Source organism: Paenibacillus sp. HJGM_3, assembly GCF_045062745.1.
Classification (GTDB): domain Bacteria; phylum Bacillota; class Bacilli; order Paenibacillales; family NBRC-103111; genus Paenibacillus_AA.
Window position 1 is genome coordinate 1 of record NZ_JBJGED010000020.1, and the last position, 13,483, is coordinate 13,483.

The window sequence follows — 13,483 nt, forward strand, 5'->3', positions numbered from 1 at the left end:
GGCTTCTGAGTGAAGGGGATAGTGCTCATAAGGAAATCAGGAAGATCAAACCAACAACCGTGTCCCGCCATTGAACGCGAACAGCCGACCTGAAAGGGTCGGCTGTCGTGCATACTTCGCATGGATGCAGGTGGGCTAACAGGCTTCTGAGTGAAGGGGATAGTGCTCATAAGGAAATCAGGAAGATCAAACCAACAACCGTGTCCCGCCATTGAACGTGAACAGCCGTCCTGGAAGAGGCGGCTGTCGTGAATACTTCGCGCAGATGCAGGCGCTAGCAGGCTTTCTGAGTGAAAGGGATAGTGCTCATAAGGAGTCACAACAATATCGCCCGATGCGGACCTTCAAGGGCGCGGAGTATCGCACCACTCAACAGGAACAGCCGCCCCGAAATGGGGGGCTGTTTGTGTACGCTTGGCGCGGATTTACTTCTTGTACTGCACGGCCTTGGACGGAGCCGATTCGCCGTTGTTGTTCGTCGCGGTGACCCGGTACCAGCCGTCGTAGACGATCGCGTAATAATTGACCTTCGTTGTAGTGGACGACTGCAGCTTCGTGTACTTCCCGTTTTCCTTGTCGCTGTAATAAATGTCGTACCGCTTGACGCCTTCGCTGGCGGCATTCGCCGCCCAGCTGATCTCGAGCCCCGCATTCGTCGGCTTGAGCGCCAGGCTGCGCGGAGCCGACGGGGCGCCCTTGGCCGACTGTCCCGGGGGAGGCGTCGGTGTGCCGCCCGCTCCATTGCCGCCGGAAGCTCCGGAACCGTTCCCGGTCGGGATGCCCATCGAGTCGATCGGCACAATATCGCCGGAGTTGCCGTCCGAATACACGACTCGGCTCGGAGGCGACTCCTTGCCGACCACGTCGACCGCCGTCACGTAGTAGCCCACCAGTCCTTGAGTAGGCGGCTTATCGACGATCCGGGCTTCTTGCCCGATCAAGGCGACTTTGCCATTCAAGCGCTGGAACCCGTTGCTGTCGGATGTGCGATAGAGCCGATACCCAACGAGATCCGGATTCGCAGCCGGACTGAACACGATCTCGAAGCTTCCGTCGCCGAGACGATGGAGCGCTACGCCGCCAGGCGCCGCCGGGCGCTGACCGTCGTCTGTGCGCGGATCGACCACGGAGGCGGAATCGTTCTGGTAATCGAGCGGGTAATAGTGCGAAATATCGGGACGATTCTCCTCCGGCAGTTGCGGCAGGATCCCCTCGATCTCGCTGATGATCGACGAGATCGATTTCTCCCGGCGCACGACGAGCTTCTCCTGTACCATATCGGCCGGCGTTTCGGGCTTCGGCAAGTACACTTTGCCGTCATAAGCGACGAATTTCTGATGCACGAGCACGTTGTCTTCTTCGGTCGGCACCCATTTTTTGTTGAAGATATCGGTGTTCAGCTTGCCGGCCTTCACCGTTTCTTCATTCGGCAGCTTGCCGGAATACCCGGACACCGTCATGTCGACGATGTTGGCCGGCCGCTCGAACTGTTTGGTAACGAACAGTTCAGGCTTGTTCTCTACGGTGGCATTCATCACTTTGGAGAATATTTTCTTCGCCCGCTGCGTGCCGCACCCGAGTTCGGTCGTCGTGTTGCAACCGGTCTTTTTCAGCGTCAGCTTCGGCGTATCGTAACCGGCCCATACCCCGACGGTAATGTCCGGGGTGTACCCGACGAACCAAGCGTCTCCGTCGTTCTGGGTGGAGCCTGTCTTGCCGACGACCGGATTCGTCTTGAAATATTTGTAGTCCTTCATAATGTCCGTCCCGGTCCCGGCCGTAATGACCGTCCGCATCATGTCGGTCATCAAGTAGGCCGTTTCCTCCGAGAAGACGGTGGTTGGCTTTTGCTGATGCTCATATACGACTTTGCCGTCGGCATCGGTAATTTTGCTGATCATAAACGCGTCGTTGAACACGCCTTTGTTCGCCAGCGTCGTATAAGCGTTCGTCATTTCCTCGACGGAGACTCCCTCGGACAAACCGCCGATTACGCCGGTCTGCGCGTTGTAATCTTCCTTCGTGATGGAGTTGATGCCCATTCTCTTGGCATAATCCCAAGCCGTGTCAATGCCCACTTGATTCAAGAACAGTTTGATGGCCGGAATGTTGTAAGACCAGTTCAAGGCGGTCCGCGCCGTTACGAGGCCATGGAAATCGTTGTCCCAGTTTTCCGGCAGGTGCCATTTCTTCACCCAGTCCTTCAGCACGATGGGAACGTCGTCGATGACGGTCGCGGGTTGAATCGCGCCTTTCTCAAGCGCCGGGGCGTAGGCGGCGATCGGCTTCATCGTCGAGCCCGGCTGGCGCTTCATCTGTGTCGCCAGATTCATCTGCTCGATGAAGAAGTTCCGGCCCTCGATCATCCCGAGGATCGCCCCGGTTTTATTGTCGATCATGATGCCGGCGATTTGCTCGACGCCCTTCGTCGGGTCGTCCGGCGTGAAGTTTTTGGGTTCTTCCGAGATGACATGCATCTGGTCATAGATCGTTTTGTCGATCGTCGTATAGATGCGGTACCCGCTCCTGAGCAGCTGTTCCCGGGACTCTTTGGCCGCTTCGTTATATGCGTCCTGCTCGGTCTTCGTGGTGCCTTTCTTCACGTTCGGATTGTTGAGGTTGAGCAATATTTCCGAAGCCTGGCGCTCGGCTTCCAGCATTAAATACGGGTAAGTATCATAGGCTTTCTCTGATGTAGGGGCAAGCGAGGCTTGCACATCGAACTTCAACGCTTCCTCATATTGGCTTTGCGTCAGGTAGCCGGTCTCGAGCATCCGCTTAAGCACGAGCTCCTTGCGTGTGTTCGCCTTATCGAACCCGGTTTTGTCGAATTTGCCCTTGCTCGTAAACGCGGAATAAGTACTCGGTGACTGCGGTAATCCGGCCAAGTATGCCGCTTGCGCGACGTTCAGCTGATTCAGGTCGTCGACGTTGAAAATGCCCTTGGCGGCCGCCTTAATGCCGGACAAGTTCGTACCGTTCGAGCCATTCCCGAACGGAATTTTGTTCAAGTAGGCGAGCAAAATTTGCTCCTTCGACATCAGCCGCTCGAGCCGCAGCGACAAAAATATTTCTTTGGCCTTCCGATTGTCGCTCTTGTCCAGGCTGAGGAATACGCGACGGGCGAGCTGTTGGGTAATTGTGCTGCCCCCGGTCTGTACGTCGGCGTTCGTCAGCTTTTGGGTCACGGCCCGGAACGTCCCTTTGAAGTCGATCCCGGAATGCTCGTAGAACCGGTAGTCCTCGATCGCGATGACCGCGTTACGCACCGTGTCCGGGAGCTCGCCCGTGCCTATTATTCGGCGGTCCTCGTCGGAGCGGAGCTGACCGACCTGCGTCCCGTCGTTGAAGTAGACGAAGCCCGTCAAGTCGTTCTCGTTCACCTTCTCTAGGATGAAGTCCGTGGTTCGCACCGGGTCGTCCTTGACAAGGGAACTGACGTATCCGAAGCCGATTCCGCCTACGAGGAACATGCTGATTATGCCTAAGACGAAAGTCCATTTTACTACGCCGAGAATGAAAAGGATCGTTTTGTAAGTTTTAGGATTTTTTTGAGAAAATGATTGCTTTGGGGATGATGAATCTTCCGGCATGTTGAACCTCCTACTCAAGTCGCGCGCCCCTTACAGCTGGCTGCGGCACACCTATTATACCATAAGCGAACGTACGAGCCTATCCTGACCGCTATTGACGCGCACATCTTATTGTGATATAACTTTACTAATTTTTATAACCGTCAAATGCGGTGAAGGACGACGGAGGCGGGAGACGGCGATCTCATTCCTCCGACAGTAGACAGCGGAACCCGGTTCAGAGAGTCGGCGGGGGTGAGAGCCGATCCGAGGCCGCAGTGTCGAATTACCGTCCGGAGCAGACGAGGGGAAGCGAGCGGCGCTCGCGGCAGCCTCGGTCCGGGATGTTCCCGTTATGAACGCATCAAGTGAAAGCTTGCTCGATTTGCGTGCAGTCCTTGCTACAGCATTCGACTTCCAGGCTTTAATTAGGGTGGTACCGCGGGTGGAATCCTTCTCGTCCCTTATCAGGGGATGGGAAGGTTTTTTTGTGTTTGCAGAATGAGAACGACGGAGAGGGTGGAGAAAATGAAAGCAATCAAGCAAGCGTTAACCGAGGAGCAGCGGCAAGAGGTGAGCAGGCAGTTGGCTGTTATTAAGCAAGGGGTGGCGGAGATGATCCCGGAGGACCGGCTGGGTGAGCTCGTCGAGACGTCGATCGTCGAAGGCCGGCCGCTGCGGATCAAGCTTGGCATGGACCCCAGTGCGCCGGATTTGCATATCGGGCACGCGGTCGTCTTGCGGAAGCTGCGCCAGTTTCAGGAGCTCGGCCATGAGGTGCAGCTCATTATCGGCGACTTCACCGGACGGATCGGCGACCCTTCGGGCAAGTCGGAGACACGGAAGCAGCTTAGCGAGGAAGCGGTCGCCGCCAACGCCAAGACGTATCAGGAGCAGGTGTTTCGGATTCTCGATCCGGCACGGACGACGGTGTACTACAATTCCGATTGGCTGAACCGGCTGACCTTTCCGGAGACGCTTCGGTTGGCGGCCAGTGTCACGGTGGCTCGTATGCTGGAACGGGACGACTTTGCGAAGCGGTATGCCTCCGGATTGCCGATCGGCATTCACGAGTTTTTCTACCCGCTCATGCAAGGCTACGATTCCGTCGCCCTGAAGACCGATATCGAGCTCGGCGGGACGGACCAGACGTTCAATCTGCTCATGGGCCGTACGCTGCAGAAGGAATACGGCGTCTCGACCCAAGCCGCGATTACGATGCCGCTCATGGAAGGATTGGACGGGGTGCACAAAATGAGCAAAAGCCTGGGCAACTACATCGGGATCGCGGAGCCCCCGCATGAGATGTACGGCAAGACGATGTCGATGCCGGATGAGCTGATGGTCAAAACGTTCCGCTTGGTGACCGATCTGGAAGCCCCCGAGCTGCAGGCGCTGGAAGACGGTCTGTCGAGCGGCGCGATCCATCCCCGGGATGCGAAAATGAAGCTCGCCCGCACGTTGGTCCGTCAGTTCCATGGAGAATCGCAGGCGGAGGAGGCGGAGCGCCATTTTGTGGCTGTGTTCCAGCAGAATGCGATTCCCGAAGAGGTCGAGGAGCGGGAGCTGAGCTTAGATGTGCTGGAAGGGGGCGCCACCATGCGGCTCGATCGGCTGCTCGTACACCTCGGACTGCAAGCGTCGAATGCGGAGGCGAAGCGCAGCATCGTGCAGGGCGCCGTGAAGCTGAACGAGGTCAAGCGGACGGAGCCGAACGAGCAAGTTGCGTTGCGCGACGGCGATTTGGTTCAAATCGGGAAGCGCAAGTTCGTTCGCCTCGTCCTCCGGGCTTAAACCACAAAAAACCCTTCCAGAATGAATCTGGAAGGGTTCTGTACGCTCTTATCGGCTGTAGAACTCGACGATTTGCTTCTCATCGATTTCTTGCGGCATTTCGGAACGGTCCGGCAGGCGGATGAACTTGCCTTCTACCGCTGCATCGTTGAACTCGAGGTAAGCCGGCAGGAAGTTGCGGTTCGCGATGGCTTCCTTCACGGAAGAGAGACCGCGGCTTCTCTCGCGGAGGCCGATGACGTCGCCCGTGTTCACGAGGTACGAAGCGATGTCGACTTTCTTGCCGTTCACTGTCACGTGACCGTGGGATACGAGCTGGCGTGCGCCTGCGCGGGAGTTAGCCAAACCGAGGCGGTATACCAGGTTGTCCAGACGGCTCTCGAGAAGCGCCATGAAGTTCTCGCCGGCGATACCTTTCAGTTTGGAGGCTTTATCGAACAAGTTGCGGAATTGCTTCTCGCCCAAGCCGTACATGTGGCGCAGCTTTTGCTTCTCTTGGAGCTGAACGCCGTAGCCGCTCATTTTTTTGCGCTGGCCAGGACCGTGTTGCCCCGGAGGAAATGCGCGTTTCAATTCTTTGCCCGTCCCGCTCAGGGAGATGCCCAGGCGGCGGCTAAGTTTAAATTTAGGACCTGTATAGCGTGCCATGTATTCGTAACTCCTTCATCTGCTAAGTTTTAGTCGGGTGTTGCGGTTGCTGGTGGAGTCGTCATTATTACGGGTGCCTAACTTTGTTTACGAAATCCGATCGCCGGTTCCATCTCCCAGGAAAGTTCAGCCGCTGTCCTGTCAGCAACAAAATTAGTGAGGGTGACACCGATAAATCTGCGTAGATAACTCTGAATCCACTCGACTATTAATTCTATAAGAAACTGGGCGGGTATGTCAAGATGAGACGGCATACTCTTTTGTGCGATTCGTGTAAAAAAGCCGGAGCATGGCGGTTTGTGGAGCTTTTTGACGAAACATTTATGCTGACAACGATCGAACATGTTGTGTACACTTATAGTGTTGAAAGTTCACTAGAAGGAGCTAGTCATGGGAGAAGAACGAATACCGACTCCGGCGGCCTCCGATCTGCTGGCTGCCCCCATCCAACCGGGGTGGACAGCCGATCGCACGCGCGAATCTTTACACAGGAATTCCTATACCGCCCAACTGACCGAATCGTTTCACAGATTCATAGATGAGCTCCTAACGGACCAATTAGATGGAGAATTTGCGATAGCCCTGCTAGGACCGGACGACACGATATGGACGCAAAGATCGCTTGGCGGCGGCTGGGACTTGCTCGGCGCCCACCCCGAAGCCGACGAGGGGAGCCGGAAGACGCTATATACGGAGGCGCTGCGTATGGACTCCTCGGACCATACCCTCACCTTGGCCATTCGGGCACCCGAGCCCTCCGCGGAGCTGCCGATCGTGCTGCGCGCGCTGCGACTCGCGCTGGCCGCACAGCTGCAGGCCGATCGGGTCGAACGCGAGAACGTATGGCTGATCGACACGCTGACCCGCTCGAACCGGGCAACGGAACGCCAGAGCACGCTATTTCATCTGGCCAAACGACTGCACGAACTGAATGATGTCAACGCCATCCTCACGGAATGGATGGCGTGTCTCGATATTTTGTACCCTTGGCTGCCTAAGCAGCTGTATGTCTCGCAGGACCATCTGTGTCCCGACATTCCGGTTAAGCCCTTAGCGCTTCACGGGAGCGAGCATCTCTGTTCGCGCGCCTTCATGGAAGGCTGCGTCGTTCTTTCGGACGAGCCGCCGGAGTCCCTCGGAGACAGCCGTGCCGCTGCCGTCCCGCTCAAGGGCAAGCAGGGCGTCTACGCCGTCCTCTATCTCGAATCGATCTCCCGTGTGCTGGCGGCCGACGATCTGGACTTCATCGGGCTATTGACCGACGCAGCCGGAACCGCGTTCGAGAACGCGCAGCTGTTCGAGCAGACGGTAAGGCTCGTCCACGAGCTGCAGCTCATCAACGAGATTACGCAGCGTCTGAATCAGAGCCTGAGCCTGCAGGACATTTTTCAATACGCGGCCGATGAGCTGACCGCCATCTTCCAGGCCGAGTTCGCCTGCATTGTCGAGCTCGATCGGACGCAGCACGAGCTGGTCGTGCAAGCGAGCCATCCCGAATCGTTCATCCGCGAACGCGTATCGCTGGATTATGGCTTCGCTGGGCTCGTCATGACGAAGAAGGAGCCCGTGATCTTGTCCGACTATCGGTCGGACTGTCCGATCGACTCGGTCTGGATGAACGCGACCGAGGCTCGGTCGCTTCTCGCTTCACCGATTCTCGAGCACGGCGAGGCGATAGGGGCGATCCTCATCGCGCACCGAGCTCCACACTACTTCTCCTACAGCAATTACAAGCTGCTGCAAGTGCTCTCCGGCCATATCGGATTAGCGATCACCAATGCGAGCCTCCATGCCGAGGTGCGCCGCATGGTGGCGACCGACCACCTGACCGGTCTATACGCCCGCCATTATCTCGACGAGCAGATCGCCGCCTTCCAGAAGAAGGACGCATGCGGCTCGCTCGTACTGCTCGACATCGACAATTTCAAAAAAGTAAACGACTCGCACGGCCACCAAATCGGCGATCACGTGCTGATTCAAGTAAGCCGCATCATCAAGTCATGCATCCGGGAAGGCGACATCGCCGCGCGCTGGGGCGGGGAGGAGCTCGCCATCTACTTCCCCAAGGTGAACCGCGATCAGGCGATCCACGTCGCAGAGCGCATCTGCCGCAAAGTGCGCGAAGAGACTACGCCCCTCGTCACCGTCTCGTGCGGCGTGTCGGACTGGTCGTGGAACGATGCCAAGCTTAGCGTGGAGACGCTGTTCTATCGCGCGGATATGGCGCTGTACAAGGCCAAGCGTTCCGGCAAAAACCAGATCAAGTTCGGCTGAAGCCGGCCGGAGCTGTATAAGCGAGCCCCCTTGGGAAACGATAACGCTAGATGAACCAGTAGCAAACTCAGGGGGGTTTTGGCATGCGAAAAATGGCGCGATCGTGCGGCGGTCTGGCTCTGTCGCTCAGTCTGCTCGCCGGATGCGGTCTGCAAGGAACCGATCCGCAAACGGTGCTCGACCACGCGGTGTCCGGGCTGTCCGGCAAAGACAATTTCGCCTTCACAGGCAAGACGCAGCTGTCGATGGGCGGACTTCCGCCCGTGCCGGGCATCTCGTTCAGGGGGATGGTGTCGGGGCACAATCAGCTGCTCATGCAGGTGGTGGCCGGGGAGACGACAGACGGGACCTTATCCCCGAAACAAGTCGAGCTGAGCCGGAGAAGCAAGGGTGCGACGGTACAGCTGAGCCGGAGCAAAGACGAGTGGATCGTGTCGGAGGGTCCGGAAGCGGCCGAGGCCGGACAGTTGGTTCGATGGAACCCGCTGTCGCACCTCGAGAGACTGAACGTCATGCCCAAGCAGGTGAGCCGGGAGAAGGGCGCGTCCGTACCGTCCGGAACCATCGTCCTGAACGTTACTCCCGATGCGGGCGAGGTTGCGGCACGGCTGCGGGCCGACTTGGACGCGGAGCTGCAGACGCTCACCGCGGACCGCAAGCTGCAGGAGCTGCAGCAGCGGCTCCAGCTGTCCGACAAGACGACGGCCGCCATGCGGGGTGAAGTCGAGAAGAGCTTGGCCGACAGCCGCGCGAAGGTGGAAGAGATGAAAAACAGCTTGAAGGCGGAATCCGTCTACCGGATCGGGGTCGACCGGAAATCGAATTTGCCTGTGTCGATGCAGGTAATGACCAAGCTGCACTATAATTCCGGCGGAGCGCCTAAGGATGAAACGACGGAGGTTACATACGCGTTCGGGGAATAACGGGATTTACAATCCGCGCTCGGACGGCTACAATAATTGTTTGTCTACAGAAAGTCTTCAATTGAAACTATGACGATGCAAGGAGTTGGATGGCAATGAGAGATCCCCGATTGCAAACGCTCGCGCGCAATCTCGTGCAATATTCCGTAAACGTGAAGCCGGGCGAGAAAATTTGGATCGACATGATCGGCGGGGAACGCGAGCTGGCCAAATGCCTGGTCGAAGAAGTGCACGCCCGCGGCGGGTATCCGTTCGTGGAGCTGAGCGACAAATCGGTGCTCCGTTCCGTGCTTACTTCGGTTACGGCAGAACAGCTCGAGCTCTGGAAGGAGCTCGACTTGAACCGCATGTCGCAGATGGACGGCTACATCGCCGTACGCTCCGGCGACAATGTCAATGAATTGTCCGACGTGCCCCAAGAGAAGAACGACATGTATCAACGACTCTACTACAAACCGGTGCATCTCGAGCAGCGGGTGAAAAAAACGCGCTGGGTCGTGCTTCGCTACCCGAGCCCATCGATGGCCCAGCTCGCCAGCATGAGTACGGAGGCGTTCGAGAACTTCTACTTCGACGTATGCAATCTCGACTACAGCAAGATGGACGCCGCGATGGATCCGCTCGCCGCGCTGATGGAGCGGACGGACCGAGTTCGCCTCGTCAGCCCCGGCACGGACTTGACGTTCTCCATCAAGGGCTTGCCGGCCCGCAAGTGTTCCGGCCATCGCAACATCCCGGACGGAGAAGTGTTCACCGCGCCTGTCCGCGATTCGGTCAATGGCGTGATCTCCTACAACACGCCTAGCGTATATGCAGGCTTCACATTCGAGAACATAAAGTTCCGGTTCGAAAACGGCAAGATCGTGGAAGCGACCGCCAATGATACCGCGCGATTGAACGCCATCCTCGATGCGGACGAAGGAGCCCGGTATATCGGAGAGTTCAGCCTGGGCTTCAACCCTTATATTTTGCATCCGATGAAGGACACACTGTTCGATGAGAAAATTGCCGGCAGCCTTCATTTCACCCCGGGTCAAGCGTACGAGGATTGCGACAACGGCAACCGCTCGTCGATTCACTGGGATATCGTGCTGATCCAGCGTCCGGAGTTCGGCGGGGGCGAAGTGTATTTCGACGACGTTCTGATCCGCAAGGACGGGCTGTTCGTCGTGCCGGAGCTGCTCGGACTCAACCCCGACCGGTTGAAATAAACTAAATTCTATCGTTGCATGGCACGAGCTTCCAAGTTATCATAGAATGTGAAGTACCATTAATCGAGGGTGGATGCATATCCGCTTCCATGGAGGGATCTGTCATGTCTAGCGCAAGCAACAATGCCATTGTAGAAATTTCCCAAACGGCGAACAAATTCCGTTCTTCCATCGTGCTGCAGCTGCAAAACAAGTTTATCGATGTGAAGAGCATTTTGGGATTGTTCACGACATTGTTGGACACCGGCTCCTATCAGCTCCATGTTCACGGACCGGACGCGGAAGAAGCGACCAAAGCGATGCTCGAAGTGTTCGGCAAGCACAATTTGACTGTTGATGTCGTCACCGAGTAATTTGCAATCAGGCCGATCGCCGTCAGAAGATATTTCCCTTTGCCGGGAAGTATCTTTTTTCGTTTATAGAGGCCAGGTTCGCACGGTTCACTCCCCCACATATTATAGGACCGCTGTTACTTGTGTAATGCTGCAATTTCGTCTATCATATGCATATAAGGACTGGATAAGCTTCGGCAAGGGGGAGATTTGATGTCGGCATCCGAAATTATGTTAAACTTAAACCAAAAAGCACTCAGCCTGCTCCAAGAAGATGCGGATCAAATTGAGAAGCTGATTCAAATTCAGATGGAATCCTTGACGAACCGCAGATGTCCTCTTTACGAAGAGGTGTTGGATACACAGATGTACGGACTTTCCCGCGAGATCGATTTTGCGGTCCGGGCGGGTCTGGTCGTGGAGTCGGCAGGCAAGAGCATCTTGAGCGAGCTCGAGCGGAAGTTGGCTCAGCTGTACGAAGCGCTTGCGTCAACTAGAAAGGAGTAGCCCTTAGGGCTACTCCTTTTTTGCTACACCAAGAAAAACGCGATGCCCAGGATGATATAGACAACGAGCAGCAGGACGCCCTCGTACCAGTTCGTCATGCCGTCCTTTGAGATCGACTTGGCGATAAAAGACGCAATGGCGATTCCCGCGAGCTCGTACGTCGTGAAGACGATGTTCATCGTATTCCCGAAGAAGTAGCTGACGATGACGAGCACCGGCGCGACGAACAGCGCGATCTGCAAGCTGCTGCCGATGGCGATTTCCACCGCGGCGCCGATCTTGTTCCGCATCGCCAGCATGACGGCCGCGCTATGCTCGGCGGCATTGCCGACGATGGCGACGAGGAATGCGCCCACGAACAGCTCGGACAGGCCGAAGCGGTGCGTGAACTCCTCCAGCGTCCCGACGAGCCATTCGCTGATGAAGGCGACCATGACGGTGGCTAATACCAGGTACACAATAGCCTTTCCCTTCGACCAGGCGATGTCGTGCTCGTCCGGCTGCTCCTGCGGGTCGGACAGCACGTCCTTGTGCGTGACCATCGAGAAGATGAGCCAGGTCACGTAGGCGATGATCAGAATGATGGCGACGATGAGACTGAACGCATTCGTTTCCTTCGAGGTCAGGCTGCTGGCGAAGATAGCGGGAACGAATAGCGCGATGACCGCCAGGAGCATGAGGGACGCGTTGCTCCCGGCCATCATGATGTTGAACTTCTGCGTCTTGAACTTCAGCCCCCCGAGAAACACGCTCAGTCCGAGCACGAGCAGCAGGTTGCCCATGATCGAGCCGGTGATGCTCGCTTTGACCATATCGAACAGCCCGTCCCGGACAAGGAAAATCGCAATGATCAGTTCCGCCGCATTCCCGAACGTCGCATTCAGGAAGCCGCCGATTCTCTCGCCGGCATAGTGGGCTACGCTTTCGGTAGCTTTACCGAGAAATCCGGCCGCGAATACAATCGCTACACAGCAGACCGCGAGCTGCAGCATCTTGGACATGCCCGTATAATGTGCGATGCCGCTGAATGCGAAGCTGGCGATGAGGATTGTGAAAAACGCCTTTTGCTTCATGAAGGAACCCTCCTGTTTATGTAAAACATTCCCTGAGTTGAGTCGACCTATTCTACTATACTGGAAATGATTTCACTTGAAAAGCGGAGGATGGGGCAAGCCCGAGGTAAATTCGCACAAGTTGACTTTCCATGTCATGGCATCTTACAATGAAGCTATATTGTGGAAGGAGTGAACAACATGTCCGCTGACACGCAATCCGGTCTCATTCGCATTTCCGATGACGTAGTCGCCACCATTGCCGGACTCGCTGCCCTTGAAACGCCGGGCATAGCCGCCATGTCGGGCGGAATATCCGAAGGACTCGCCAAAAGGCTGAGCGGGAAAAACGTACAAAAGGGCGTCTCTGTGGAAGTCGGACAGTTGGAGGCCGCAATCGATTTGCGGGTTATTCTTCATTATGGCTCCAAAATTCAGGATGTATGCCGCAGCCTGCAGGAGAACGTGAAGGAAGCCGTAGAGAATATGACCGGGCTTCAAGTGGTGGAAGTGAACGTGAAGGTCGAAGGCGTCGCGTTCAGGGAAGACGAGCCGGAAGAAACCGTTTCACGCATTAAGTAACCACATGCGCGCACCAACTCCATAACCCAAAAAACGAAACCTCCAAATTCCACGGCTGTGGTTTTGGAGGTTTTTTGCCAAGCTAAGCGTTAAGCGTCTTCTGATAAAACCAAACGTCCTGCCAAGCACCGAACTTGTAGCCGACTTCCTTAAACGTGCCTACCAGTTCGAAGCCGAATTTATGGTGCAAGCGTACGCTCGTCTCATTGCCGCCGGTAATGGCGGACAAGATGACGTGGAACCCGCGCGCCTCAGCCTCGCGGAGCACCTCGCCCATCAGCCCGGTGCCGATCCCACGGCCGTGGAACCGCTTGTCCAAGTAAATGGACAGCTCCGCGGTACGGGAGTAGGCGGGCTTCACCCGGTACATGGTCAGGCAGGCGTACCCCGCGAATTCCCCGTCCCACTCCGCGGCGAAGATCGGATAGCGTTCGCCGAACTGCTGGAACCAGACTCGACGTTCTTCCAAAGTTTGCGGGGTCAAGTCGAAGGTAGCGGTTAAATTCTCGATAGCGTCGTTATAAATCGCTAAAATGGCAGGCACATCGGATATTGTAGCGGGACGAATGGTGAGCACGGGTTCGACTC

The 13,483-nt window shown here is 56.6% G+C and carries 11 protein-coding genes; 7 read left to right on the forward strand and 4 right to left on the reverse strand.

The window, feature by feature from the left end:
• Window positions 1-425: 425 nt before the first annotated feature.
• Window positions 426-3,473: a transglycosylase domain-containing protein gene (locus ACI5FR_RS20755; RefSeq protein WP_405457829.1), complete on the reverse strand. Its 3,048-nt coding sequence runs from the start codon at window positions 3,471-3,473 to the stop codon at window positions 426-428.
• Between the two features lie 627 nt (window positions 3,474-4,100).
• On the opposite strand from ACI5FR_RS20755, the gene tyrS reads away from it, so the two are divergent.
• A complete protein-coding gene (gene tyrS, locus ACI5FR_RS20760) occupies window positions 4,101-5,366 on the forward strand; it encodes a tyrosine--tRNA ligase (protein ID WP_405457831.1) in 1,266 nt (421 codons plus the stop codon).
• A gap of 48 nt (window positions 5,367-5,414) precedes the next feature.
• On the opposite strand, the gene rpsD is transcribed toward tyrS, so the two are convergent.
• Window positions 5,415-6,014 (reverse strand): 30S ribosomal protein S4, encoded by a 600-nt coding sequence (rpsD, locus tag ACI5FR_RS20765; protein WP_405457833.1) that lies wholly within the window; start codon window positions 6,012-6,014, stop codon window positions 5,415-5,417.
• 390 nt (window positions 6,015-6,404) lie between these two features.
• Here rpsD and ACI5FR_RS20770 point away from each other — a divergent pair, with 390 nt between their 5' ends.
• From ACI5FR_RS20770 to ACI5FR_RS20790, 5 genes are all read left to right on the forward strand, one after another.
• Complete coding sequence (locus tag ACI5FR_RS20770) at window positions 6,405-8,288, forward strand: sensor domain-containing diguanylate cyclase (RefSeq protein ID WP_405457835.1); 1,884 nt, start codon at window positions 6,405-6,407, stop codon at window positions 8,286-8,288.
• A gap of 83 nt (window positions 8,289-8,371) precedes the next feature.
• Window positions 8,372-9,211 (forward strand): hypothetical protein, encoded by an 840-nt coding sequence (locus tag ACI5FR_RS20775; RefSeq protein WP_405457838.1) that lies wholly within the window; start codon window positions 8,372-8,374, stop codon window positions 9,209-9,211.
• Between the two features lie 95 nt (window positions 9,212-9,306).
• Window positions 9,307-10,422, forward strand: coding sequence for an aminopeptidase (locus ACI5FR_RS20780; RefSeq protein ID WP_405457840.1), 1,116 nt, complete (start codon window positions 9,307-9,309; stop codon window positions 10,420-10,422).
• Window positions 10,423-10,526: 104 nt separating this feature from the next.
• Window positions 10,527-10,775, forward strand: a complete 249-nt coding sequence (locus tag ACI5FR_RS20785) for an HPr family phosphocarrier protein (protein ID WP_405457842.1) — start codon at window positions 10,527-10,529, stop codon at window positions 10,773-10,775.
• Between the two features lie 192 nt (window positions 10,776-10,967).
• On the forward strand, window positions 10,968-11,261 hold the full coding sequence (locus tag ACI5FR_RS20790; RefSeq protein WP_405457843.1) for an Fpa/YlaN family protein: 294 nt from the start codon (window positions 10,968-10,970) through the stop codon (window positions 11,259-11,261).
• Window positions 11,262-11,284: 23 nt separating this feature from the next.
• Here ACI5FR_RS20790 and cax read toward each other — a convergent pair whose 3' ends face one another.
• Complete coding sequence (gene cax / locus ACI5FR_RS20795) at window positions 11,285-12,334, reverse strand: calcium/proton exchanger (protein ID WP_405457846.1); 1,050 nt, start codon at window positions 12,332-12,334, stop codon at window positions 11,285-11,287.
• Window positions 12,335-12,514: 180 nt separating this feature from the next.
• Between cax and ACI5FR_RS20800 the strand changes: the two genes are divergently transcribed.
• The gene (locus tag ACI5FR_RS20800; RefSeq protein ID WP_405457848.1) at window positions 12,515-12,895 is read left to right on the forward strand and encodes an Asp23/Gls24 family envelope stress response protein; all 381 of its coding nucleotides are present in this window, start codon (window positions 12,515-12,517) and stop codon (window positions 12,893-12,895) included.
• An 82-nt stretch (window positions 12,896-12,977) separates the two neighbouring features.
• Here ACI5FR_RS20800 and ACI5FR_RS20805 read toward each other — a convergent pair whose 3' ends face one another.
• Window positions 12,978-13,472 (reverse strand): GNAT family N-acetyltransferase, encoded by a 495-nt coding sequence (locus ACI5FR_RS20805; RefSeq protein WP_405457850.1) that lies wholly within the window; start codon window positions 13,470-13,472, stop codon window positions 12,978-12,980.
• Window positions 13,473-13,483 lie beyond the last annotated feature (11 nt).